This window comes from Actinokineospora sp. UV203 (assembly GCF_056323665.1).
On sequence record NZ_CM150484.1, the window covers coordinates 4,411,464 to 4,433,178 of the forward strand.

General features: G+C 69.5%; 25 protein-coding genes. 19 read left to right on the plus strand and 6 right to left on the minus strand.

The genetic code is table 11. The annotated features are described in order from the left end of the window. Positions 1-34: 34 nt before the first annotated feature. From ACUZ2Y_RS21040 to ACUZ2Y_RS21050, 3 genes are all read right to left on the minus strand, one after another. Positions 35-283 (minus strand): hypothetical protein, encoded by a 249-nt coding sequence (locus tag ACUZ2Y_RS21040; protein ID WP_476321436.1) that lies wholly within the window; start codon positions 281-283, stop codon positions 35-37. A gap of 18 nt (positions 284-301) precedes the next feature. Beyond that, positions 302-922: an HNH endonuclease family protein gene (locus ACUZ2Y_RS21045; RefSeq protein ID WP_476331984.1), complete on the minus strand. Its 621-nt coding sequence runs from the start codon at positions 920-922 to the stop codon at positions 302-304. Between the two features lie 174 nt (positions 923-1,096). Next, positions 1,097-1,765: a hypothetical protein gene (locus ACUZ2Y_RS21050; protein ID WP_476321438.1), complete on the minus strand. Its 669-nt coding sequence runs from the start codon at positions 1,763-1,765 to the stop codon at positions 1,097-1,099. 95 nt (positions 1,766-1,860) lie between these two features. On the opposite strand from ACUZ2Y_RS21050, the gene ACUZ2Y_RS21055 reads away from it, so the two are divergent. Continuing rightward, entirely contained in the window at positions 1,861-3,147 is a 1,287-nt protein-coding gene (locus ACUZ2Y_RS21055; RefSeq protein WP_476321440.1) for an adenylosuccinate synthase, read from the plus strand. 223 nt (positions 3,148-3,370) lie between these two features. Here the strand turns inward: ACUZ2Y_RS21055 and ACUZ2Y_RS21060 are convergent, their stop codons facing one another. Then, on the minus strand, positions 3,371-4,915 hold the full coding sequence (locus ACUZ2Y_RS21060; protein WP_476321442.1) for a Na+/H+ antiporter: 1,545 nt from the start codon (positions 4,913-4,915) through the stop codon (positions 3,371-3,373). Between the two features lie 36 nt (positions 4,916-4,951). Between ACUZ2Y_RS21060 and ACUZ2Y_RS21065 the strand changes: the two genes are divergently transcribed. Together ACUZ2Y_RS21065 and ACUZ2Y_RS21070 are read left to right on the plus strand one after the other, a co-directional pair. After that, positions 4,952-5,212, plus strand: a complete 261-nt coding sequence (locus ACUZ2Y_RS21065; RefSeq protein WP_476321444.1) for a UBP-type zinc finger domain-containing protein — start codon at positions 4,952-4,954, stop codon at positions 5,210-5,212. A gap of 596 nt (positions 5,213-5,808) precedes the next feature. Further along, a complete protein-coding gene (locus ACUZ2Y_RS21070) occupies positions 5,809-6,144 on the plus strand; it encodes a helix-turn-helix domain-containing protein (protein WP_476321446.1) in 336 nt (111 codons plus the stop codon). Between the two features lie 45 nt (positions 6,145-6,189). On the opposite strand, the gene ACUZ2Y_RS21075 is transcribed toward ACUZ2Y_RS21070, so the two are convergent. Then, positions 6,190-7,284, minus strand: coding sequence for a glycerophosphodiester phosphodiesterase (locus ACUZ2Y_RS21075; protein WP_476321448.1), 1,095 nt, complete (start codon positions 7,282-7,284; stop codon positions 6,190-6,192). Between the two features lie 225 nt (positions 7,285-7,509). Between ACUZ2Y_RS21075 and ACUZ2Y_RS21080 the strand changes: the two genes are divergently transcribed. The 11 genes from ACUZ2Y_RS21080 to ACUZ2Y_RS21130 all read left to right on the plus strand — a co-directional run bounded on the left by ACUZ2Y_RS21080 (position 7,510) and on the right by ACUZ2Y_RS21130 (position 17,842). Next, the gene (locus ACUZ2Y_RS21080) at positions 7,510-9,702 is read left to right on the plus strand and encodes a TRAP transporter permease (RefSeq protein ID WP_476321450.1); all 2,193 of its coding nucleotides are present in this window, start codon (positions 7,510-7,512) and stop codon (positions 9,700-9,702) included. Then, a complete protein-coding gene (locus tag ACUZ2Y_RS21085; protein ID WP_476321452.1) occupies positions 9,695-10,663 on the plus strand; it encodes a TAXI family TRAP transporter solute-binding subunit in 969 nt (322 codons plus the stop codon). The genes ACUZ2Y_RS21080 and ACUZ2Y_RS21085 overlap by 8 nt, the downstream gene beginning before the upstream one ends. A 45-nt stretch (positions 10,664-10,708) precedes the next feature. After that, the gene (purD, locus tag ACUZ2Y_RS21090; RefSeq protein WP_476321454.1) at positions 10,709-11,977 is read left to right on the plus strand and encodes a phosphoribosylamine--glycine ligase; all 1,269 of its coding nucleotides are present in this window, start codon (positions 10,709-10,711) and stop codon (positions 11,975-11,977) included. Between the two features lie 104 nt (positions 11,978-12,081). Continuing rightward, complete coding sequence (locus ACUZ2Y_RS21095; protein ID WP_476321456.1) at positions 12,082-12,504, plus strand: hypothetical protein; 423 nt, start codon at positions 12,082-12,084, stop codon at positions 12,502-12,504. Then, positions 12,449-13,114 (plus strand): DUF3558 domain-containing protein, encoded by a 666-nt coding sequence (locus ACUZ2Y_RS21100; protein WP_476321458.1) that lies wholly within the window; start codon positions 12,449-12,451, stop codon positions 13,112-13,114. Before ACUZ2Y_RS21095 ends, ACUZ2Y_RS21100 begins: the two co-directional genes overlap by 56 nt. Before the next feature lie 9 nt (positions 13,115-13,123). Further along, a complete protein-coding gene (locus ACUZ2Y_RS21105; protein WP_476321460.1) occupies positions 13,124-14,377 on the plus strand; it encodes a PPE domain-containing protein in 1,254 nt (417 codons plus the stop codon). A 2-nt stretch (positions 14,378-14,379) separates the two neighbouring features. After that, a complete protein-coding gene (locus tag ACUZ2Y_RS21110; protein ID WP_476321462.1) occupies positions 14,380-15,135 on the plus strand; it encodes an ESX secretion-associated protein EspG in 756 nt (251 codons plus the stop codon). A 118-nt stretch (positions 15,136-15,253) separates the two neighbouring features. After that, positions 15,254-15,379, plus strand: a complete 126-nt coding sequence (locus ACUZ2Y_RS21115; protein ID WP_476321464.1) for a hypothetical protein — start codon at positions 15,254-15,256, stop codon at positions 15,377-15,379. A gap of 269 nt (positions 15,380-15,648) precedes the next feature. After that, a complete protein-coding gene (locus ACUZ2Y_RS21120) occupies positions 15,649-16,827 on the plus strand; it encodes a pyridoxal phosphate-dependent aminotransferase (protein WP_476321466.1) in 1,179 nt (392 codons plus the stop codon). Positions 16,828-16,852: 25 nt separating this feature from the next. Continuing rightward, positions 16,853-17,026 (plus strand): hypothetical protein, encoded by a 174-nt coding sequence (locus tag ACUZ2Y_RS21125; protein ID WP_476321468.1) that lies wholly within the window; start codon positions 16,853-16,855, stop codon positions 17,024-17,026. 39 nt (positions 17,027-17,065) lie between these two features. Beyond that, a complete protein-coding gene (locus ACUZ2Y_RS21130) occupies positions 17,066-17,842 on the plus strand; it encodes a potassium channel family protein (protein WP_476321470.1) in 777 nt (258 codons plus the stop codon). Here the strand turns inward: ACUZ2Y_RS21130 and ACUZ2Y_RS21135 are convergent. Then, on the minus strand, positions 17,829-18,845 hold the full coding sequence (locus tag ACUZ2Y_RS21135; RefSeq protein WP_476321472.1) for a threonine aldolase family protein: 1,017 nt from the start codon (positions 18,843-18,845) through the stop codon (positions 17,829-17,831). The genes ACUZ2Y_RS21130 and ACUZ2Y_RS21135 overlap by 14 nt on opposite strands. Before the next feature lie 362 nt (positions 18,846-19,207). On the opposite strand from ACUZ2Y_RS21135, the gene ACUZ2Y_RS21140 reads away from it, so the two are divergent. From ACUZ2Y_RS21140 to ACUZ2Y_RS21160, 5 genes are all read left to right on the plus strand, one after another. Beyond that, complete coding sequence (locus tag ACUZ2Y_RS21140; RefSeq protein ID WP_476321474.1) at positions 19,208-19,726, plus strand: SigE family RNA polymerase sigma factor; 519 nt, start codon at positions 19,208-19,210, stop codon at positions 19,724-19,726. 547 nt (positions 19,727-20,273) lie between these two features. Beyond that, positions 20,274-20,507, plus strand: a complete 234-nt coding sequence (locus ACUZ2Y_RS21145; protein ID WP_476321476.1) for a hypothetical protein — start codon at positions 20,274-20,276, stop codon at positions 20,505-20,507. Between the two features lie 20 nt (positions 20,508-20,527). Further along, positions 20,528-21,112, plus strand: a complete 585-nt coding sequence (locus ACUZ2Y_RS21150) for a TetR/AcrR family transcriptional regulator (protein WP_476321478.1) — start codon at positions 20,528-20,530, stop codon at positions 21,110-21,112. A 54-nt stretch (positions 21,113-21,166) separates the two neighbouring features. After that, positions 21,167-21,508 carry an RNA polymerase sigma factor gene (locus ACUZ2Y_RS21155; RefSeq protein ID WP_476321480.1) on the plus strand — a complete coding sequence of 114 codons (342 nt, stop codon included), beginning with the start codon at positions 21,167-21,169 and terminating at the stop codon, positions 21,506-21,508. Further along, the gene (locus ACUZ2Y_RS21160; RefSeq protein WP_476321482.1) at positions 21,505-21,690 is read left to right on the plus strand and encodes an RNA polymerase sigma factor; all 186 of its coding nucleotides are present in this window, start codon (positions 21,505-21,507) and stop codon (positions 21,688-21,690) included. The genes ACUZ2Y_RS21155 and ACUZ2Y_RS21160 overlap by 4 nt, the downstream gene beginning before the upstream one ends. Positions 21,691-21,715 lie beyond the last annotated feature (25 nt).

Genomic DNA, 21,715 nt, shown 5'->3' on the forward strand with positions numbered 1-21,715 from the left:
CTCAGTGTCCTGAACGTTGAACTCGCGGGGCGCGTCAGCCGATCGGGCGGTTGAGGACTCCGACGAGGATCGAGTGCACGGCGCTGTGATCGCCGTCGTGGACGAGCTTGCACTGGCCGCCGCGCAGCCGGTACCACTCGGTCGTCCCCGCGTAGCGCACCTTCGCCGTCACCGCGCCACCGGGAGCGCTGACCGTGCGCAGCTCCAGGTCACCGGTCAGCACACCGGCTTCCTCGGTCATCACGCCCGGGCCGGCGGCGAACGGTGAGGTGTACTCCGACATCGGCGTCCTTTCAGGTCGTCAGCAGTAGTTCAGCATGCTCGACAGCGCGGACTTCTCCGCCGAGTTCACGCGAAGCGAGTACTTGTACTTCACGTGCGTCCACATCTTCGCGTAAGTGCACCAGTACGCGCTGCGCGGCGGCTTCCACGTCGCGGGCGTCTGGTCACCCTTGGCCTGGTTGACGTTGTCGGTGACCGCGATGAGCTGCGGGTAGCTCAGGTCGTTGGCGAACGCCTGCCGCTGGCTGGTCGTCCACGAGGAAGCCCCGGACCGCCACGCGGCGGCGAGCGGCACGACGTGATCGATATCCACATCGGACGCCGCGTACCAGGTCGCGCCGTCGTAGGGGCTGTACCAGCTGCCCGAGGTCGCCGCGCAGGACGAGTCGGTCACCACGTTGCTGCCGTCGCGCTTGAGGACGGTCTCGCGGGTGTTGCAGGTACCGGAGATGGTGCTCCAGTGCGGGAAGAGGTCGCGCGAATAGCCGGTCATCGACCCGTCCGCCGCGACCGTGAGGGCCGCGAGCTCGGAGCGGGCGGTCGTCTCGGTGGGGATATTGGGCGGGGTGGCGCTCGCGACACCGGCGAGGCCGACCGTGAGGACGACGGAGAGGGATAAGGAGCCGAGCAGGGTGCGGATCTTCGACAAGGTTCCTCCAGGTGGGGATCAAGGAGAACGCCGGGTAACCGTGTCTGCGCAGGGTGGAGCCTATGAAGCCATTGAGTGACGCCTTGAAGACTTACAGTAAAAGTTCTTAACCACTCTCCGCTAGGGCCCGTGAAGATCCGCTGCGTGGCGGTACCCCTGTCGTCGCTAGATCGCTCCGCGCACGACTCGCAGGTCGGCGGTGTGGCGGTACCAGGTCCACCGGGACACATCCCGCTTGTGGGTCACCCCGTCCAGTTCGGGAATGACCGGCAGGCACCCCACCTGGAACGCCCGACCCCGCGTCGTCTCGACCCGGTTGCGGAGCAGGCCGCGGTGGATCACCCGCACGACGAGGCCGTCCCCGCCCTGCGGGTCCGGTGTGACCTCCACCCGGCTCGCCCGCCCACGCAGCACCGTGGCGTCGTCGCAGTAGGCCACGCCGCGGACCGACCGGAGCACGCCGAGGCCGAGCAGCACGCCGCCCGCGTCGTCGCGGATGAGTGGGGTCGGGTCGACCTCACCGGCGACGGCGACCCGCGCGGCTTCCGCCGGGTCGGCCGGGATGCCCCACAGCTTGGGGATCACCGAGCGTCCGGCGGGCACGAAGCCGACCGCGGTGCCGCTGAGGAGGTCGAGCCGCATGATTCGCAACACGATCGCGGCCAGGTCGGCGTCTGTGCCGTGCACCACCAGCCTGCGCCCGTCGAGGCCTCTGAGCAGGGGATCCACGACGGATTTGGCCGGTTTCGCGGCCACTTCCCGCACTTCGGCGCCGACGTCGAACAACGCTTCGGTGTCGGCCTGGTTTCCGCAGGCCAGCACGAGTGCACCCACCACACGCTCCTGGTCTAGTCTCAATCACCGGCATTCGCCCGCATCAGCCCGGGTTCGGGTGTCCACGGTTCCACTGCCAACACCTGGAGTCTCACATGCCGGCTATCGTGCTGATCGGCGCCCAATGGGGCGACGAAGGCAAGGGCAAGGCCACCGACCTGCTTGGTGACCGCGTCGACTGGATCGTGCGTTACCAGGGCGGTAACAACGCGGGCCACACCGTCGTCCTCCCGGACGGCCAGAAATTCGCCCTGCACCTGATTCCGTCCGGCATCCTGACCCCGGGAATCACCAACGTCATCGGCAACGGTGTCGTGGTCGACCCGGCGGTGCTGCTCACGGAGTTGGCGGGCCTGGACGAGCGCGGTGTCGACACCTCCCGCCTGCTGATCTCCGCCGACGCGCACTTGATCATGCCGTACCACGTGGCGATCGATAAGGTCACCGAGCGCTACCTGGGCAAGGCCAAGATCGGCACCACCGGCCGCGGCATCGGCCCGGCCTACCAGGACAAGGTCGCCCGCGTCGGGGTCCGCGTGCAGGACCTGCTCGACGAGAAGATCCTGCGGCAGAAGGTCGAGGCCGCGCTCGACATCAAGAACCAGATGCTGGTCAAGATCTACAACCGCAAGGCCCTCGATCCTGAACAGGTCGTCGACGAGGTCCTCGCGTCCGGCGAGAAGTTCGCCCACCGCATCGCCGACACCCGCCTGCTGCTCAACCAGGCACTCGAGCGCGGCGAGACCGTGCTGCTGGAAGGCTCACAGGGCACCCTGCTCGACGTCGACCACGGCACCTACCCGTTCGTCACCTCGTCGAACCCGACCTCCGGCGGCGCGAGCGCGGGCTCGGGCATCGGCCCCACCCGCATCACCACGGTGATCGGCATCCTCAAGGCCTACACCACCCGCGTCGGCTCCGGCCCATTCCCGACCGAGCTGAACGACGAGATGGGCGAACGCCTCCGCAAGGTCGGCGGCGAGATCGGTGTCACCACCAAGCGCCTGCGCCGCACCGGCTGGTTCGACGCCGTGATCGCGCGGTACGCCAGCCGGGTCAACGGCATCACCGACTACTTCCTGACCAAGCTCGACGTCCTGTCCGGGCTGGACACGGTGCCGATCTGCGTGGCTTACGAGGTCGACGGGCAGCGGATCGACGACATGCCGATGACCCAGACCGACGTCCACCACGCGGTGCCGGTGTACGAGGAGATGCCGGGCTGGTGGGAAGACATCAGCGAGTGCCGCACCTTCGAGGAGCTCCCGGCGAACGCCCGCGCGTACGTCGAGCGCATCGAGGAACTCTCGGGCGCCCGCGTGTCCGCTGTCGGCGTCGGCCCGGGCCGCGACGAGACGATCGTCCGCTACCCGATGGCGTAACCCCGCTGGGCCGGGCTGGTTGTCCACAGCCCGGCCAGCCCCATCCACAGCAAATCCGCACCCACCCGAAACACCCCCACCCACCGATAGACTGGCCAAGGGCAGCCCCCCGTGGTGGGTGGGGGCTTTGTTGTCGCGCGGGGGCGGGTTTCTGCTGCGGCGTGGCGCCCGGCAAGCCGCACACAAGCCGCTCACCCACTGTCGTCGCGTGTCTACCGAGGGTTCATTCCCTCGCCAGCGCCGCTTCCTCCAAGTCCAGTTCCCGCAACACCTTCCGCAGGATCTCCTCGTCGATCTCGCCCCTGTTCCGCGCCTGGATGAACACCGTCCGCTCCGCCGCGAGCATCTCCCGACGCAGGCGCCGGAAAGCGGCCGCCGGACTCTCCAACTCCTGACGCCCCAAGCGTTCCCACGCCGCGTTCCCCCGGTGCTCGGCGATCGCGCGCAGCCGGTCGGTGAGGTGGCCAGGGATCTCGCCCTCCAGCAGGACCTCGTCCAGCCGGTCGATCGCCGCCCGCGCCGCCGCGTTCTGCACCTGGGCCTCGGCGAGCGCGCGTTCCTGTCCGTCGGACGCCTCGAACCGCAGCGCGCGGATCAACGCGGGCAAAGTCGTGCCCTGCAACAACAAAGTCCCGACCGTCACCACGAAAGTCAGCAGCACCACCACATCGCGCCCCGGCATGTCCGGGGGGATCGCCGCCGCGGCCGCCAGCGACACCACCCCGCGCATGCCCGCCCACGAGATCACCGTGATCTGCCGCCAACCGGGCCGCGGCTCCCGCGCCCGGATCCTCGGCGACAGCCACCGCGGGATATGGGCGGCCGGGAACATCCACACGAACCGGACCACGATCACCGCCGCCAGCACCACCGCCGACGCGGCCACCAGACCCCAGCCCGGCCGCGCGTCCGAGATGACCGTGCGCAGCTGCAGGCCGATCAACGCGAAGACCAGCGACTCCAGCAGCACGTCGGCCGACCGCCACACCGCCGTCTCCTGCAGCCGGGTCGAGAAGCCCGCCGCGGGCGCGTTGTGCCCGAGGTAGAGCCCGGCGACGACAACGGCCAGCACACCGGAGGCGTGTACCTCCTCGGCCAGCAGGTACGCGCCGAAGGGGACCAGCAACCCAAGCGCGCTCTCCAGCACACCGTCGCGCAGCCGCAGGCGCACGGCGTGGACCACGACCGCCAACACCAACCCGACCAGCACGCCCCCGACGGCCGCGACGGCGAACGTCAGCACGCTGTGCCCCCACGAGAACGCCGCCGCCCCCGTCGCCGCCGCGACCGCCACCTTGAACGCGGTCAGCGCCGTCGCGTCGTTGCCCAGGCTCTCCCCGGTCAGCAAGGTCATCGCCCGCCGCGGCAGACCCAGGCGGCGGCCGATGGCGACGGCGGCGACCGCGTCCGGCGGGGCCACGATCGCGCCGAGGACGAGCGCCGAGGCCAGCGGCAACTCGGGGATCACCGCATGCGCGACCACCCCGACGACGACCGTGCTGAACAGCACCAGCCCCACCGCGAGCAACCCGATCGGCCGCATGTTCGCCTTGATGTCGAGGTACGAGCTGTCCAGCGCCGCCGAGTACAGCAGCGGCGCCAACACCAGCAGCAGCACCACTTCCGGGTGCAACCGGAACTCCGGGACACCCGGAATGAACGACACGGCGAGCCCGACGGCGACGAGCACCAGCGGCGCGGGCCACTCGACCCGGCGGGACAGGGCGGTCACGGCCAGCGCTCCGGTCAGCAGCAGAAGTATCTCCACTGCGCCAGGATTACCCGGACACCGAAGGAGTGCGCGATGAGCTGCGAACACCTCGCCGACCTGCCCGCCCAGGTCACCCCCGACGCCGACGACTTCTGCGCCGACTGCCGGGCCGTGGGCGTCTCCGGCTGGGTGCACCTGCGGCAGTGCCTGACCTGTGGCCACGTCGCGTGCTGCGACTCCAGCCCCCGCAGGCACGCCAGTGCCCACTTCACCTCGACCGACCACCCGGTCATGCGCTCACTCGAACCGGGCGAGACCTGGCGCTGGTGCTTCGTCGACTCCCAGGTGGTCTGAGCGACAGAAAATCTCATCTGGCTGGGGTAGACATTCGTCGGCAGCTGTGTGTATTGTTCTCCTCGTACTGAGAGATACAACGTCATGCAGGCGCGGGAGATGACGGAACTACCCGCGAAGTGAGACGAAGACCGGGACCGGGAAGTGAAGACGAAGTTCGAGCAGTGCCGGTCCTGAGGAATCAAGGCAAGAAGCGGTATCAGCAAGGCAGTCAGTGGCAAGACGGTCAGGTGGCCGGAACCGGTCGGTGAAGGGGTTCCGTGTCAGTGGCCCGTGGCGTCGGCGTGCTGGGACCGATTCAGGTAAGGGGTTCCACGCGAGATGCCGGTAGTGCAAGGAAAGTTGATAACACCGGAGAGAAGGGAAGGGGCTCGTCATTGGATCGCCCGCTGTGGCTGTATTTCGCCGGGCGGGTACCGCAGTTCCATCAGATTGGAAGGTGGTTCTCGGTTACGGAAAAGCGATCCTCGCGGCGCTCGCGTTTCGGGCGCACGCGGGTACGGAAAGTTGACCTCGCGGTCAACTGACAGTGATGAAACCCAAAACCCTGGGGCCCCGGTGCGTTTGCACCGGGGCCCCTCGTATGTGGAGGCGCGATGATCCCAGACCCAAGACAGACGGCCTCGAGTTCGACCGCGGCCGACAAGTTCGACGACGAGCACTACCCGGCCTACACCATGGGCCGCGCGGCCGAGATCCTCGGCACGACACCGAATTTTCTCCGCAGCCTCGATGAGGCGAAACTGATCGAGCCGCAGCGCTCCGCGGGCGGACACCGCCGCTACTCACGCGAACAGCTGCGCCTCGCCGCCCGAGTCCGGGAACTGGTCGACCAGGGCACCGGCTTGGAAGCGGCTTGCCGCATCGTCACCCTCGAAGACCAGCTACACGACGCCCAACAAGCCAACCTCGAATTTCACAAGCAGGACTGAGCCGCGTGCGGTGCCGCGGGGACCCCAGCGGCACCGGCAGCCCACTCAGCCCTCAGAACGCGATGCCACCGCGAGGTCCGGGTTGTCCGTGAAGACGCCGTCGACGCCCGCCGCCCAGAACGCGGACAGCTCGCCGAACAGGTTCCCGTACTCGGCCGGATTCGCCGACGAGCGCAGATTGACCGGCAGGAAGTTGTTCTCCGCCCGGAACGTGTACGGGTGCACCTTGAGGCCCGCCGCGTGCGCGTCGCCGACCAGCGCGGTCGGGGCGGCCAGGTTGCCTGCCGCGTCGCGCGGGATGACCTGGTCCTTGGCCGGACCGATGCCGTACGCGTAGGACGTGACCTCACGCAGGCCCGCCGGGGTCAGCAGGTCGGCGTACTTGCGCGGGTCACCCGAGTCGGTGAAGTCGAACGGCGCGCCGGAGGCCGACGTCAACTGGATCAACGGCACTCGCAGCTCGCTCTTGAGGGCCTTCAAGTTGGATACCTCGAAAGACTGCACGAACACCTTGGCGTTCGGTCGGTTCAGCCCGTTCCGGGTAAGCGTCTGGACGAGCTTCGGCTCGAGTTCGAGCCCGATCTTGCGGAAGTACGTCGGGTGCTTGGTCTCCGGGTAGATCCCGATGTCGCGGCGCAGCTCGCGGGAAAGCCGCTTGCTCAGATCGATGACCTCCTGCAATGTCGGCACCTCGTAGCGGCCGTTGTAGACCGTGTTGCGCTGCCGCAGCTGCGGGATGCGCTCGACCGCCCGCAGCGTCTTCAGCTCGGCGAGAGTGAAGTCCTCGGTCCACCACCCGGTGACCTGCACTCCGTCGAGGTTCTTCGTCACCTTGCGCGCGGCGAACTCCGGCCGGGCGGACACGTCGGTGGTGCCGCCGATCTCCGGCTCGTGCCGGGCGACGAGCACACCGTCCTTGGTGGACACCAGGTCCGGCTCGATGTAGTCGGCGCCCATCCTCGCGGCGAGCTCGTAGGAGGCGAGCGTGTGCTCCGGGCGATACCCCGACGCGCCGCGGTGGCCGAGCACCAGCGGGCCCGCGGAATCCTGGTCGGGGGACGCGCTCGCGCTGGTCAGCACCCCGCCGAACAGGGTGAGCGCGCAGAGGGCGACGCCGGCTAACCGGGCCTTTCGGACCATGGTGACCTCCAAAGAAGTTGTTGACCGGGCAACACTCGCCGGGCGGCAAGACGCCTGGGCCGCTGTTGGGCGAAGGGCTGCCGACCTGCGGGTGAACGTGGAGAAACTGACCAGCCGCGTAGTGATCGTCGCGCTAGGTGATGGCTTGGTCAACATCCGCTCTTCTGTGGACCGGTGACCAGCGGTAGCGTGCGTCAGAGACCAACGCACCTGGCAGGAGGATGGTTGACCAGCACCATTAGCCCGACCGAGGTCGTCGGCGCGCACGACGAGGAACGTCCGGCCCGCAAGCTCACCGGCCGCTGGGACCTGGGGGTGTGGGCCGCGTCGGTCGCCATCGCGGTGCTGGTGCTCAAGCAGGTCTTCTGGCCGTTCACCGAGGGCAGCCAGTTCTACCTGGTGATCTTCCTCGGGCTGACGCTCCCGCTGGTCTTCCTCTGCTACCGGCCGACGTCCAAGAGCCCGCAGAACCCTGGCGTCGTCGACTGGGTGTACGCCACGATCGCCCTGTTCGTCGGCCTCTACCCCGTGCTTCCTTTCGGCGGCAACGGCTTCGCCGGCGGTTACGACGCGTTCCTCGACCGGGCCGAACTGTCCACACCGGACATCGTCGCCGGTGGGCTGCTCCTCCTGCTGATCCTGGAGGCGACCCGGCGCACCACGGGCTGGGTGCTGCCGATCGTCTGCCTGGGCTTCCTGGCGTTCGCCTACTACGGCGGCTTCCTGCCGCAGAACTGGGATTTCGCGCACGCGGGTATCGACTTCGGCCAGATCGTCAACGCCCTCTACAACGAGCAGAGCGGCTTCTATGGCATCCCACTCAACGTCGCCGCGACCTACATCGTCCTGTTCACCATCTACGGCGCGGTTCTCAACACCTCCGGCGCGGGTGGCTTCTTCGTCGACTTCAGCTTCGCCCTGTTCCGCCGCTCCCGCACCGCCGCCGGCCGCACCGCCGCGACGTCGGGATTCCTGCTCGGCACCGTCTCCGGCTCGGGGACCGCGACCACCGTCAGCCTTGGCGCCATCACCTGGCCCGTGCTGCGGAAAGCGGGCTACCCCAGGGAAAACGCCGGCGGACTGCTCGCGGCCTCCGGCATCGGCGCGATCCTCTCGCCTCCGACACTCGGGGCGGCGGCGTTCATCATCGCCGAATACCTGCAGACCTCGTACCTGAGCGTCCTGGTGTGGGCGATCGTCCCGACACTGCTCTATTACCTGGGCATCGGACTAGCTGTCGAAGCTGACGCCCGCCGCTTCCACGTCAACGACACCGGCCTGGACCTCGCCCCACCAGCGGAAACCAGACCCCAAACCCCCGGCAACGCCGAAGACCCCGCCATCACCGAGCCCGCAAACCCCGACAACACCGAAGCCCGAAACCCCGAAAACGCCCCCAGCGCAGCCCCCGCCCTTCCCCGGGGGGACGGCCCTTGGCCAGTCTATCGGGGAGGGGTGTCGGAAAGGGCGCTTCGAGGGGTGGCTGTGGATAACCCCCCTCGCCTGTGGACAGTCCTGCGGCAAGGGTGGTTCCACTTCGCCTCGCTGGGGATCATCGTCGTCTTTCTCGCGATGGATATTCCGCCGTTCACGGCCGTCGTCTACGCCACCGGGGTCGCCGCGCTTTTCGCCCTGATCCCGCGCCGCCACAACATTCGTGGGTGGGTTCGGGACCTCATCGACTCACTCGCCGAAGGCATCCGGGGTGCGCTGCCGGTGATCGCCGTGTGCGCCGCCGCCGGGATCATCACCTCGACGATCACCAAGACCGGCCTCGGTCTCGCCCTCGCCGACGCGCTCGTCGACGCCGCCAAAGCGCTCGCGTCCGACCCGACCGCCGTGCTCGTGCTGACCGTCGTGTTCGCCGCCATCGCGGTCTGCGTGCTCGGGCTGGCGGTGCCGGTCACCGCGTCGTTCATCATCTCGTGGGTCATCCTCGGCCCGGCGCTGATCAACCTCGGCGTGGCGCCCGCGGAGACGGCGATGTTCATCTTCTACTACGCCGTCCTGTCCGAGGTCACGCCGCCGACCGCGCTCGCCGCCGTCGCCGCGGCCGCGATCACCGGCGGGTCGGTCATGGGCACCATGTGGCAGACCTGGAAGTACACGCTGCCCGCGTTCCTCGTCCCGATCGCGTTCGTCCTCACCGACAACGGCGCCGCGCTCCTGCTGCAACGACCCGTCGGCACCGTCCTCTGGGTGGTCGCGGTCTCCGCGGTCGGCATCGCCGCGCTGGCCGTGGTGACCGGCGGCTGGCTGTTCGGCCCCGTCCGGCTGCCCGCCCGCCTCCTCTGCGTCCCCGCCGCGCTCCTGCTGCTCTACCTGCACCCGGTGTCGATCGGCATCGGTCTCGGGTTCCTCGTCATCGCACTCGTCGTCCACCTGCTCACCCGCGTCAAGGAGAAAGCACATGCGTAGCCGCATCCTGATCGTCTCGCTCGCCCTGCTCGCCGCGGGCTGCGGCGGCAAACGGTCCGACACGGCCACCACCGGCGGCGCGGGCGACTGCGAGGCGGGCGACGGCCGCATCACCATCGCCACCGGCAACACCGGCGGCGTCTACTACACACTTGGCGGCGGCCTCGCCAAGCTGATCAGCGACAACTCCAAGCTCAAGGCCACCGCCGCCGAGACCGGCGCGTCGGTGCAGAACATCCAGCAACTCGTCGGCGGCGACTACGACCTCGCCTTCTCCCTCGCCGACACCGCCGCCGACGCCGTCAACGGCAAGGGCGCGTTCGAGGGCAAGCCGGTCAAGGTCCGCGCCCTGGCCCGCATTTACCCGAACGCGACCCAGGTCGTCGTGCGCACCGGCAGCGGCATCAAGTCGATCGCCGACATGCGCGGCAAGAACATCTCCACCGGCTCCCCGAAGTCCGGCACCGAGGTCATCGCCACCCGCCTGCTCAAGGCGGCGGGCCTCAACCCGGACACCGACGTCTCCGCCCAGCGGCTCGCCCTGCGCCCCACCGTCGACGGGATGAAGGCGGGCCAGATCGACGGCCTGGTGTGGTCCGGCGGCCTGCCCACGCCCGAGCTCACCGACCTGTTCACGTCGATGAAGGGCCAGGTCGAGTTCATCGACGTCACCCCGCACCTCGAAGAGCTGAAGAAGATCAACCCGGTCTACGACGCGGGCACCATCCCGGCGGCGACCTACGGCGCGGCCGAGGCCAAGACCATCGTCGTGCCGAACGTGCTCCTGGTCCGCGAGGACTTCCCCGCCGCCAACGCGTGCGCGATCACCAAACTGGTCGTCGAGAAGAAGGACGAGCTGGTCAAGGTGCACCCCGCCGCGGGCGGCATCGACAAGGCCACCGCCGCCGACACCGACCCGGTGCCGCTGCACGACGGATCGCGCAAGGCCCTCGGTGGCTGACACCGATTACCGGTCGCGGGCGCCCAGCATCTAGTCTCAGTCCTCGTGCGTGTCCTGGTTATCGGGTCTGGCGCCCGCGAGCATGCCCTGGTCCTTGCTATGTCCAAGGACGCCGAGGTGACGGCGCTGGCGTGTGCGCCCGGGAACGCGGGCACCGCCTCGCTTTCCGAGAGCTACGGGGTCGACCCCGCGGACCCGGCGGCGGTGACGCTACTGGCCCGCAAATGGGAAGCCGACCTCGTCGTCATCGGCCCCGAAGGCCCGCTGGTCGCCGGCGTGGCGGACGCCGTCCGCGCGGCGGGCATCCCGGTGTTCGGCCCCAGCGCCGCCGCGGCCCGCATCGAGGGCTCCAAGGCGTTCGCCAAGGACATCATGACCACGGCGGGCGTCCCCACCGCGCACAGCGAGATCGTCGACAACCCGGCCCGGCTCGACGCCGCGCTGTCCCGCTTCGGCCCCACCTGGGTCGTCAAGGACGACGGCCTCGCCGCGGGCAAGGGCGTCGTCGTCACCACCGACCTCAGCAAGGCCCGCGCACACGCGATGACCCTGCTCGACGGTGGTCACCCCGTGCTGCTGGAGTCGTTCCTCGACGGCCCCGAGGTCTCCCTGTTCTGCGTGGTCGACGAGGCGGGCACCGTCATGCCGCTGCTCCCCGCCCAGGACTTCAAGCGCGTCGGCGACAACGACGCCGGCCCCAACACCGGCGGCATGGGCGCCTACGCCCCGCTGCCCTGGACCCCCGACGGCATGGTCGACGACGTTGTCGCGCGCATCATCCAGCCGGTCGTCGACGAGATGGCCGAGCGCGGCACGCCGTTCTCCGGCCTGCTCTACGCGGGCCTGGCGCTGACCAGCAACGGCCCCGAGGTCATCGAGTTCAACTGCCGCTTCGGCGACCCGGAGACCCAGTCGGTCCTCGCCCTGCTCCGCAGCCCCCTGTCGGCCCTGCTGCTCGCTTCCGCGCGCAACGAGCTGGCCGCGCACCCGCCACTCGAGTGGGCTGAGGGCTCGTCCGTGACCGTTGTCATAGCGGCGGACGGCTACCCCGGCCGCCCCCGCACCGGCGACCTGATCACCGGCGCCGAGGCCGAAGGCGTCCTGCACGCGGGCACCCGACGCCGCGAAGACGGCGCGCTTGTGTCCGCCGGCGGCCGGGTCCTGGCCGTGGTCGGCATGGGCGATGACCTGGAAGCGGCCCGCGCCGACGCCTACCGCAAGGTCGACGCCGTGCACCTCGCAGGCTCCCATCACCGCACCGACATCGGCCTGCGCGCCCTGCGCGGCGAGATCGGCATCCCCGTCGCGGGCTGAGGGAACCGAAGCGCCGATTTCTCCGTCAAAGTTCAGGTGGGCCTTACCGCGCCATTGGTAGCCTGCGAAACGAGACGACATCGTCACGATGCGTACGGGGGTGCGTGAAGATGGACATCGGCGCTTCATTGGGCGGCACGGTCAGCGCGATAGCGGGCGCCGCCTTCGACGCCGCCCGCGCCATCATGGGCGGCAGCCCGGCGAGCGGCCAGTTCGTCGTCAACCACGACAACGTCCTCGCCGCCGCCAAGATCATCCAAACCCAGGCCGAGGCTCTCAGTGACGTGGTGGATGCCGCTCGATACGACCTGCCGGTCGATCGGCCCGGCGACGACATCGTCAGCATGAAGGTTGCCGAGGCTTGGAACGATCTGCTCGTCTACAACGGCGATTCCTACACGGTAAGGATCGACGAGTACGTGCTCGGCCTGAAGAACCTCGTCCAGCAGTTGAAGGACAGCGCGAAGGCTTATGGCTACAACGAAGAAGAGATCGCCATGGCCCTCGGGGGCGATCGGAGTGCGTAGTCGAGTCGCGCTCGCTTTTGTGTCTCTGCTCGCGGTCGCGGGATGCACGACCAGCGAGGCGGGCAGTCCTCAGGGCTCGGAATCACCAACGGGCGCACCGCCGACCAAGTCGTCGTCCGACTCCCAGGCACCCACTGTCCCGCCACGCCCGAAGGTGATCAAGCTCGATTCACTGGAGCCGTGTCCGCTCCTCACCGATTCTCAGCGCGCGGAGTTGCGCATCACCCGCACTGAGTCGACCACGATGCAGTCCGACACCTACAAGGGCTCCAAGCGGTGTGAGCTCGAAGTCACGGCCACCGGTCTGGTTTACGAATACACGGTCGACTTGGTGACGGGCGGCGGCGTGGAGGACTGGCTGTCGGGCAAGCGCCGAGTCGATACGACAGTGGTCTCAGTCAACGGTTATGGCGGCGTCATCCACGTCCTGAAGGGCGCGGGCGGTGCGAAGAACAGCCACGAGTGCTACCTGAGCGTCGATGTCGCCGATGGGCAGCAGTTGCAGATCGGTCTTCGTGAGACAAGCAAGACTTTCTCGCAGGAGCAGATCTGCGAGATGACCGAGCAGGCCGCGGGAATGGCCATGACCACGTTGCAGACGCTGGGGTGAGGGGCTGACATGGCAGGCGAGAACGGGCTGAGCGACCTCCGTTTCGAGGGCTACACGCACCACCAACTGGCGGATGAGCTCGACAAGCTGCGTCAAGGACCGGGCTCCGAAGGGCTGCACAAGTCGGTGACGGCACTCAAGGCGATTGCCGAAGGCCTGGCCGAGACCGATCAGGTTCTCCGCGAAGAGCTGGGCAAGATCGGTGTCACCTGGGAAGGCAGCGCTTCCGAGGGCGGCATGGACGCCACCAAGAACGCGGCCATCTACGCCCAGGACGCGACTCCCGCGGTCGAGCAGTCCGCCGGTGGCGTGAGCGAGCAGGGCGACGCCTTCTCCACCACCCGCAACGGTGCTCCCGACGGCGGTGACCTGCGCGGCCCCACCAAGCTCGACGGCATGGACCGGTTCCTCGGCGCGTTCGGGCACACGACCGACAACGCCAAGCAGGTCCAGCAGACCAATGCCGCCCGCGAGCAGGCCGTGACCTCGATGAACGGCTACAGCCAGGGCAGCCAGTCCGCCCTCGGCAGCTACCAGTCGCTCCCGGTGCCGCCCGGCATGAACCTCGTCGCCACCCCGTACGAGGGCCAGGGCACCACCTCCGCGCAGACCTTCAACGGCAACTCCAGCGCCTACACCCCGACCGGTTCGCCGGGCACCCCGGGCGTTCCCGGGCAGACCGGCCTGCCCGGCGGCGGCGGCGGCCCCGGCCTCGCGGGCATCCCCGACGGACCCGGCGGCGGCGGTGCCGGTGGCACGAACAACAACCAGCCCGGCGGCGGCAGGCTCAGCACCGTGGGCCCGCTGGGGCCGAACATCGGCGGGCTCCCCAACCCCACCAACCTTCCCGGCGGACTCCGCCCGGGCTTCCCCATGGGCATGGTGAACGACATGTCGGCGCTCGCCGGCATGGCGGGCGCGGGCGCGGGTGGCGCCGCGGCGGGTGAGAACGCGCGGAAGGACCGGCTGGTTCGCGGTGCCGGCGCATTCCCCGACACCCCCGAGGGCCGCGCGGCCCGGGCGGCGGCCCGGGGTGCGGCGCCGATCACCGACCTGCCCGACGAGCAGTCCCGCGCCGCCAAGAACGCCGAGCGGATCGGGGCCAAGCCGGGGAAGGCGGCCGCGTCGCTCATGCAGCCCGCGGCCGCGGGTGCGAAGGGCGAGGAGGACGAAGAGCACGTGCGCAAGTACGGCATCGACTCCGAGGACGTCTTCGGTGACGAACGCATGGTGGTCTCGCCGGTCCTGGGGCAGGACGACTGACCTTGTCCAACAGCGTTGTCCTTTCCACCATCGAGTTCGACGTGCTCTGGGAGTCCGAGCGACTCCCGGCTCGGCACGTCGCGCTCGACGTGCCGAGCCCCGGCCGCACCCACACCGAGCGCCGGGAGCTGGTGGCGGCCGCGTTCGTCGGGTTGGAGCAGCGCGGACTGGCTGAGGGGGGCCGCGCGGTGCCCGAGTTGGCCGACTCGCTGAGCCTGGTCGCCCACGCGCCGGTCACCGTCGACAGCTGGGTGTGGACCGACCACGAGATCACCGCGCTCTCCGTGGCGAACGGCGATCAGGGGATGCTCGCGGTCGTCGACGGCGCCGAGGTGTGGCTCATCCCCGCCCGCGGCACCGCCATGGCCGAAGCCGCCGTCTCCATCGCGGGCGACGTCCCCGCCGGTCCGGGCCGCTCCGTCAGCCTGCCGACCGACATCCTCACCAAGTCCGACCACGCCGACCCGCAGATGATGATCAACGCGCTGACCGAGCACGGCGTGAGCCTCAGCGACGCGCAGATGCTCGGCTCGATGGTCACCGGCATGACCACCCGCGGCCAGTTCGGCGCCGAACGCGCCCAGCGCGGCAGGCGACGCGACCGGGCCGAACGGGTCGTCTCGTTCCACGACACCGACGCGGGCCGCTACCTCTACCTGACGCGGCCGAGCGCCGACGGCCGCCTGTGGAGCACCATCACCCCAGCCGACAACGCGCGCCTCGCCACCTGCGTGCGCGAGTTGCTCGACGAGCTCTGACTGAGCCACCGCGAACCGTCAGGCGTCGAACCGACGAGCTGAGGGGATGGGGACAGCGGACAACAACCCACGGGCGATCGAGCAGTGCCGCACTGCCGCCGGCGGCTAGGCGGGCCCGATGGCTGCAGCGGGCGACATGTTCCCGCGCGACCCCGGCGGATTCCCCAGCTTCGCCACACTCGCCCAAGCCGTGCAGGCCATCGCCCACACCGCCGGCGACGAACTCGACCGCGCGACGATCTAGAGGCGACAGCCGTGACCGCGCCATCGGCGACATCGCGGGCTGTTCACCGGTTCGGCCACCAGCGCCACCGATTCGGCGAAGATCGCCGCAACGCCGCCAATGGGGACGCCGTCCAAGGTCTCATGCAGGTGCATCGACCCCACGTCCAAGGCGCACGAGTTTGCCCGGCCATGACGATATCTGGAATTCCCCTGCCAACGTTCCCGGCATCAAGGCCACGCACGGCGGCGGCGGATATGTCGGGTACTGACAAGTCCTAGTCTGGCGGCATGCACGCTCGCCTGCTCAAAGTCGCCAACCGCGCCGCTGTCCCGCCGTTCCACGTCATGGATGTCCTCGCCGCCGCGAACGCGCGGCAGCGGGCGCACGGGGACGTCGTCTCGCTCGCGGCGGGCCAACCGTCGACCGGGGCGCCGAAGGCCGTCCGGTTCGCCGCCGCGGAGGCGCTCGGCACGCAGGCACTCGGGTACACCGAGCAGCTCGGCATTCCCGAGCTGCGCGAAGCCATCGCGGGCCACTACGAGCGGCTGCACTCCCTCGACGTGTCCCCGCAGGATGTCGTGATCACCACCGGGTCCTCCGGCGGCTTCCTGCTCGCGTTCCTCTCGGCGTTCGACGCGGGCGACCGGGTCGCGCTCGCGCGACCCGGCTATCCGGCCTACCGCAACATCCTCACCGCGCTGGGCTGCGAGGTCGTCGAGCTGCCGTGTGACGACACCACCCGGTTCCAGCCGACCGTGGCGATGCTCGACGAGCTGGGCCCGATCGACGGCCTGATCCTCGCCAGCCCAGCGAACCCCACCGGCACCGTCCTCGACCCCGCCGAGCTGGCCGCGATCGCGGGCTGGTGCGCCGAGCGCGGGGTGCAGCTGGTCAGCGACGAGATCTACCACGGCATCTCCTACGGCGCCGAGACCAGCTCCGCCTGGCAGTACTCCCGCGAGTCGATCGTGGTGAACTCGTTCTCCAAGTACTTCGCGATGACCGGCTGGCGGCTGGGCTGGCTGCTCGTCCCGCAACGCCTGCAGCGCGCGGTCAGCGCGTTGACGGGCAACTTCACCATCTGCGCCCCCGCGATCTCCCAGCTCGCCGCCGTCGCCGCGTTCGAGCCGGAGAGCTACGACGAGCTCGACGGTCACGTCGCCCGCTACGCGACGAACCGGGAGCTGCTGCTCACCGGTCTCACCGACCTCGGCATCGACCGGATCGCCCCGGCCGACGGCGCGTTCTACGCCTACGCCGACGTCACCCACCTCACCCACGACTCGATGAGCTTCTGCCAGCGTCTGCTCGCCGACACCGGCCTCGCGATCGTCCCCGGCATCGACTTCGACCCGGTCGACGGGAACCGGTTCGTCCGCCTGTCCTTCGCAGGCGCCACCGCCGACATCGAGGACGCCCTGCGCCGCCTGCGCTCCTGGGAACCGGTGGCCGCCACCAGGCGTTGACCAGGAAACAGTTTGAGGGGGCGGCATGGTTATCAAGATCATCGGCGCGGTGCTCGCGATCTGGTTGGCGTTCTGGCTGATCGGTGTCCTGTTCAAGGCCGTGGTGTGGCTGCTCGTCGCCGCCGCGGTCCTCACCATCGGCGCCGCGGCCTACGGAGCGATCAAGGGCAAGGCGGATCGGCCACGAATTCGCGGGTAGCCACTGGTCACAGCGGGTGCCCTCAGCGAAGATGGCGGCGTGTCCGACACCTACGCGCCCGGCGTGCGCCACAGCGACCCGCTCGAGCCCCGATTAAGCGCGTGGGAAGTGCGCACAGACCTGCCGCTCACCGCGCTGGCCGTGGTCTTCCTGTGCGGCTATGCCTGGCAGGTGCTGCACACGACGGCGTCGCCGACGGTGGTGCTGTGGCAGGAGATCGGGCTCTGGGCGATCTGGGCCGTCTTCGCCGTCGAGTACGTCATCCGCTTCACCCTGGCGCGGCGCAAGGGCCGGTTCATCTGGCGGCACCTGTTCGACCTGCTCGTGGTGGCCCTGCCGATGGTCCGCCAGCTGCGCGCCTTGCGGCTGATCACCATCCTCAAGGTGCTCAACCGCCGGGTCGGCACCACGTTCCGCGGCCGCATCGGCGTCTACGTCGCGGGGACCATCCTGCTCGTGGGCCTGTCCGCGTCGCTCGCCGTGCTCGACGCCGAACGGCACGACCCGGACGCCAACATCACCACCTTCGGCGACGCCGTCTGGTGGACCATGACCACCATCTCCACGGTCGGCTACGGCGACCGGTACCCGGTCACCGTGGAGGGCAGGCTGGTCGCCGCCGCCCTGATGATCGGCGGCATCGCCCTGCTCGGTGTGGTGACCGGTGTGATCGCCTCCTGGTTCGTGCAGAAGATCGCCGGCGCCGAGGAGTCGATCGAGGAGTCCATCCGCGGCGAGGTCAAGGGGCTGCGCGCGGAGATCGCCGAACTGCGGACCGAACTCAAGCAGGCAGGCGGCGAAGTCAGCCGGCCTTGATCCGGTCGAGGGCCTCGGTGATGTCGACCGCCGACACGTCCCGGTGCGTCACGAACCGCACTCCGCCCGACACCGCGACGGCGGGCACCGCGACCCGGTCGAGCATCCGCAGCGTTGTCGGCACGTCCGGCACCGAGGCAAGCACGATGTTGGTCTCCGGCGCGGTCACCTCCCAGCCGAGCTCCGCGAGTCCCGCCGCCAGGGTGGCCGCGTTCGCGTTGTCGGCGGCCACATCGCCCATGCGGTCCAGCGCGACCAGCCCGGCCGCCGCGAGCACCCCGCCCTGGCGGACCCCGCCGCCGAGCATCTTGCGCACCCGCCGCGCTTCCGCGACGAACGCCGCCGACCCGCCGACCAGCGATCCGACCGGCGCCCCCAGCCCCTTGCTCAGGCAGACCTGCACCGTGTCCACCCCGACGGTCAGCGCCGCGGGCGGCACCCGCAGCGCCGCCGCCGCGTTCCACAGCCGCGCCCCGTCGAGGTGCACCCGGATCCCGGCCTCGCGGGCGGTGGCGACCAGCAGCGCGTGGTGGTCGGGCGGGGTGACCGTCCCACCGGCGAAGTTGTGCGTGTTCTCCAGGCAGAGCAGCGCCGTCCGCAGCGCGTAGTACGGCGCCCCGGCCGCGGCGAACGCGCTCACGTCGTCCGCCGAGATCCGCCCGGGGGCGCCGCTCCACTCCAGGGGATGCGGCATGCCGCCCGCCAGCCAGGCGGGCGTGCCCAGTTCGGCCTCCAGCACATGTGACCCGCGCGCGGCGAGGAACCGGTCGCCGCGGCCCAGGTGCAGCATCAGCGCGATCAGATTGCCCATGCTCCCGCTGGGCACCCACAGCATCGCCTCCACCCCGAGCAGCCCGGCCGCGCGCTCTTCCAGCGCCCGCATCGTGGGGTCGTGGTCGAGGACGTCATCGCCCACCTCGGCGGCCGCCATCGCGGCGCGCATGGTGTCGTCCGGTTTGGTCACGGTGTCCGAGCGGAGATCAATCCGACGCAGTGTGGTCACGATCCGATCACACCACAACGGGCAATACCGCTACGCCCCGACCACGGATCCTGTGGGTACGGAATCGTGACCGACGATGCCGGTGCTGGTGGAGGAGAAGTCGTCGGTACCTCCTGCTAGCGTTTCGCCGGCGGTCAAACCCGAACCGCTGCTTCCCCGTGACTGGGGTTCTATTGCGAGATTTCGTGCTGCTGGTTCGGGTGTCCGGTCCCCGCCCGCTGGTAACGGCGGGCTGTGAAGTGATGTGCTCACCCGAGCTCAGTCACCTCACAACGGTGGCGTAGATCTCGTCTCGTCCCCATGCAACCGTGTGGCTGGTCAGATCCGTCCCTAGTCCGTACAGATGAGTGGAGAGCGTTCGCGTGGATCAGCGCGACGAGCAGGAGTTCGCGGAATACTTCGCCGCGCGGCGCGACGCCGTGCGACGAACCGCGTACTTGCTGTGCGGCGACTGGCACAAGGCGGACGATCTCGCGCAGACGGCGTTCGTCGCACTGCACCGCAGGTGGCGCAAGGTCCGGGACCGCAAGGCCCTGGACGCCTACGTCCGCCGGTCGGTGGTTCGCGCGATGATCGACGAGACGCGCAGGCCGTGGCGGCGAGAGCGCCAGACGGAGGTCTTGCCGGAATCGGCGAGTTCCGAAGGCGACATCGGCAACACGGTCGCGACCAGGTCGGCGCTCCTCGACGGACTGTCGAGGGTGCCGCCGCGGCAGCGGGCGGTGCTGGTGCTGCGGTTCCTGGAAGGCTTGGACGTGGCGGCCACGGCCGAGACGCTCAAGTGCACCGAGGGAACGGTCAAGAGCCAGACCTCACGGGGGCTGGCCGCCCTGCGGGAATCGCTTGGCGACGCGCTCGACGACCTGCGATCAGGATTGTGACGACGAGGATGAGGGGGTGGAGGTAGTGGACGAGCGCAAGTTGGCGGAGCTGTTCAACGACGCGGTCCGTGACGTTCCGCCGCCCTCCTTCGACCAGTCGGACATCAGCGCTGAGTCATCGAGATTGACCCGAAAGAGGAACACCCTTCTTACAGGAACAGCGCTAGGCTTTGCGCTGTTGGCGGGCGTAATCGTCGCCGGCGACACGTGGTGGCCGAGTAAGACCACCAGCGATTCGGCGGCGGTCGGTTCGGCTGAATCTCCCGCCGGCGGTAACGATCTGTCGACGCCGTACGAGGTTACGACTGACGGACCGTCACAGAAGGCCGCGGAGGCCCAAGACTTCCCGCCGGCGACGCCAAGCAGGGGGCGTTCGTCGGATGGGAATGCCGGCTCTGAGGCCGGTGGCACCCCTAGCGGGTGCGGAACGGCGGACCGGGAGCTCGCTGCTGCCCTCGCGGGCGAGCTCCCGGCCGCCACTTCCCGCGGCGAGTACACGCCGTCCCCCCTTGGCTGTCCCGTCGGTGGCCGCTCCGCGAGCTTCGGCGTGCAGGACGGATCCCGCCGCGGCCTGGTGTCGATCATGCTGGTGCCCGCGGGCGTCAGCGCGCCGCTGGACCCGCCCTGGATCGACCGGCCGGGCGCCCTCGGCGCCGAGGCTGTCGCCGCCTCCGGTGGCAAGCTGATCGTGGCGGTCGAACCGTTCCCGGAGTCCCCCGACGTCCCGCTCGACGGCGATGACGTGCGCGAACTCGCCCAGGAGCTGGCGCCCAGGTACTGACCTGGCACCATTGCTCCACCATGACCACCGCCAGCACCCCCAAGGGTGAGCGCCGCAAACACGCGCTCGTGGAGGCCGCCGCGGCCCTGCTGATCGAAGGCGGGTTCGACGCGGTCCGGCACCGCTCGGTAGCCGAGCGCGCGGGCCTGCCGCTGGCGTCCACGACGTACTACTTCGAGTCCCTCGACGACCTCATCGTCGAAGCCCTCGAATTCCACGGCCGCCAGGAGCTGGCCCGTGGCCGGGAGTTCCTCGACGAGCTGGCGACTAGTCCGAAAGGCCTGGAAGCGCTGGTGGAGCTGGTGCTCGACCAGCTGCTCGGCCCCAAAGCCCGGGACAACGACGCCCAGGCGATCCTGCTGCGCTACGAGCGGCTGATCGCCACCGCCCGCAGGCCCTACCTGCGCCCGCTGACCCTCGAACTCGGCGGCGAGCTGCGGTCGCTGCTGATGGACACCTTCGCCAAGTCCGCGGCGGGCATCGACGAGGCCCGGCTGGAGCAGCTGATCGCCCTGGTCGACGGTGCTGTCGTCAACGCCCTCATCGAGGTCAACCCGGACCCCCGCTCCGCCGCCCGCAGAATGCTTCGCGAAGCACTCGCCTGATCGACGCAACCTTGTCAGCCCGCTCGGCGTGAGTAGTAGGCGGAAGGGGGCACTGTGCGAGACGACGAGGACTTTCGGGTGTTCGCCCACGAACACGCCCGAACCCTGCGGAGATCGGCCTACCTGTTCTGCGGCGACTGGCACACCGCCGAGGACCTGGTCCAGACGACGCTGGTCAAGATCTACCGGTCGTGGTCGCGGCTGGGCAAGCGCGACACCGTGCACAACTACGCCCGAACCGTCCTGCTCCGCACCTGGCTCGACGAGAAGCGCAAACCGTGGCGCCGCCGTGAGCCGGTCGGCTCCGAGGTGCCCGACACCGCCGACCCGACCATCGACATCGCCGAGGGCGTCGGCCGCTCATGGGACCGCGATCTCGTCCACAAGGCCCTGTGACGCTGGCACCACGCCAGCGCGCGGTGCTGGTCCTGCGGTACTTCGACGAGCTGAGCGTCGCCGAGACCGCTCGGGTCATGCGGTGCACGGAGGGCACGGTCAAGAGTCAGGCGGCGCGCGGGCTGGGCTCGCTGCGTTCGGCGGTCGGCCGGTTGTCCGAGGGGGAGCTGGAACATGCGTGAGACTGAGCTACGCGACGACCTGCTC

Coding starts and splice junctions, on each gene's coding strand:
- ACUZ2Y_RS21075 (WP_476321448.1), bottom strand. CDS start 7,284: ATGGTCCGAAAGGCCCGGTTAGCCGGCGTCGCCCTCTGCGCGCTCACC.
- ACUZ2Y_RS21115 (WP_476321464.1), top strand. CDS start 15,254: ATGGCTGCAGCGGGCGACATGTTCCCGCGCGACCCCGGCGGATTCCCC.
- ACUZ2Y_RS21070 (WP_476321446.1), top strand. CDS start 5,809: ATGATCCCAGACCCAAGACAGACGGCCTCGAGTTCGACCGCGGCCGAC.
- ACUZ2Y_RS21105 (WP_476321460.1), top strand. CDS start 13,124: ATGGCAGGCGAGAACGGGCTGAGCGACCTCCGTTTCGAGGGCTACACG.
- ACUZ2Y_RS21055 (WP_476321440.1), top strand. CDS start 1,861: ATGCCGGCTATCGTGCTGATCGGCGCCCAATGGGGCGACGAAGGCAAG.
- ACUZ2Y_RS21120 (WP_476321466.1), top strand. CDS start 15,649: ATGCACGCTCGCCTGCTCAAAGTCGCCAACCGCGCCGCTGTCCCGCCG.
- ACUZ2Y_RS21100 (WP_476321458.1), top strand. CDS start 12,449: ATGGCTACAACGAAGAAGAGATCGCCATGGCCCTCGGGGGCGATCGGA.
- ACUZ2Y_RS21040 (WP_476321436.1), bottom strand. CDS start 283: ATGTCGGAGTACACCTCACCGTTCGCCGCCGGCCCGGGCGTGATGACC.
- ACUZ2Y_RS21125 (WP_476321468.1), top strand. CDS start 16,853: ATGGTTATCAAGATCATCGGCGCGGTGCTCGCGATCTGGTTGGCGTTC.
- ACUZ2Y_RS21150 (WP_476321478.1), top strand. CDS start 20,528: ATGACCACCGCCAGCACCCCCAAGGGTGAGCGCCGCAAACACGCGCTC.
- ACUZ2Y_RS21085 (WP_476321452.1), top strand. CDS start 9,695: ATGCGTAGCCGCATCCTGATCGTCTCGCTCGCCCTGCTCGCCGCGGGC.
- ACUZ2Y_RS21065 (WP_476321444.1), top strand. CDS start 4,952: ATGAGCTGCGAACACCTCGCCGACCTGCCCGCCCAGGTCACCCCCGAC.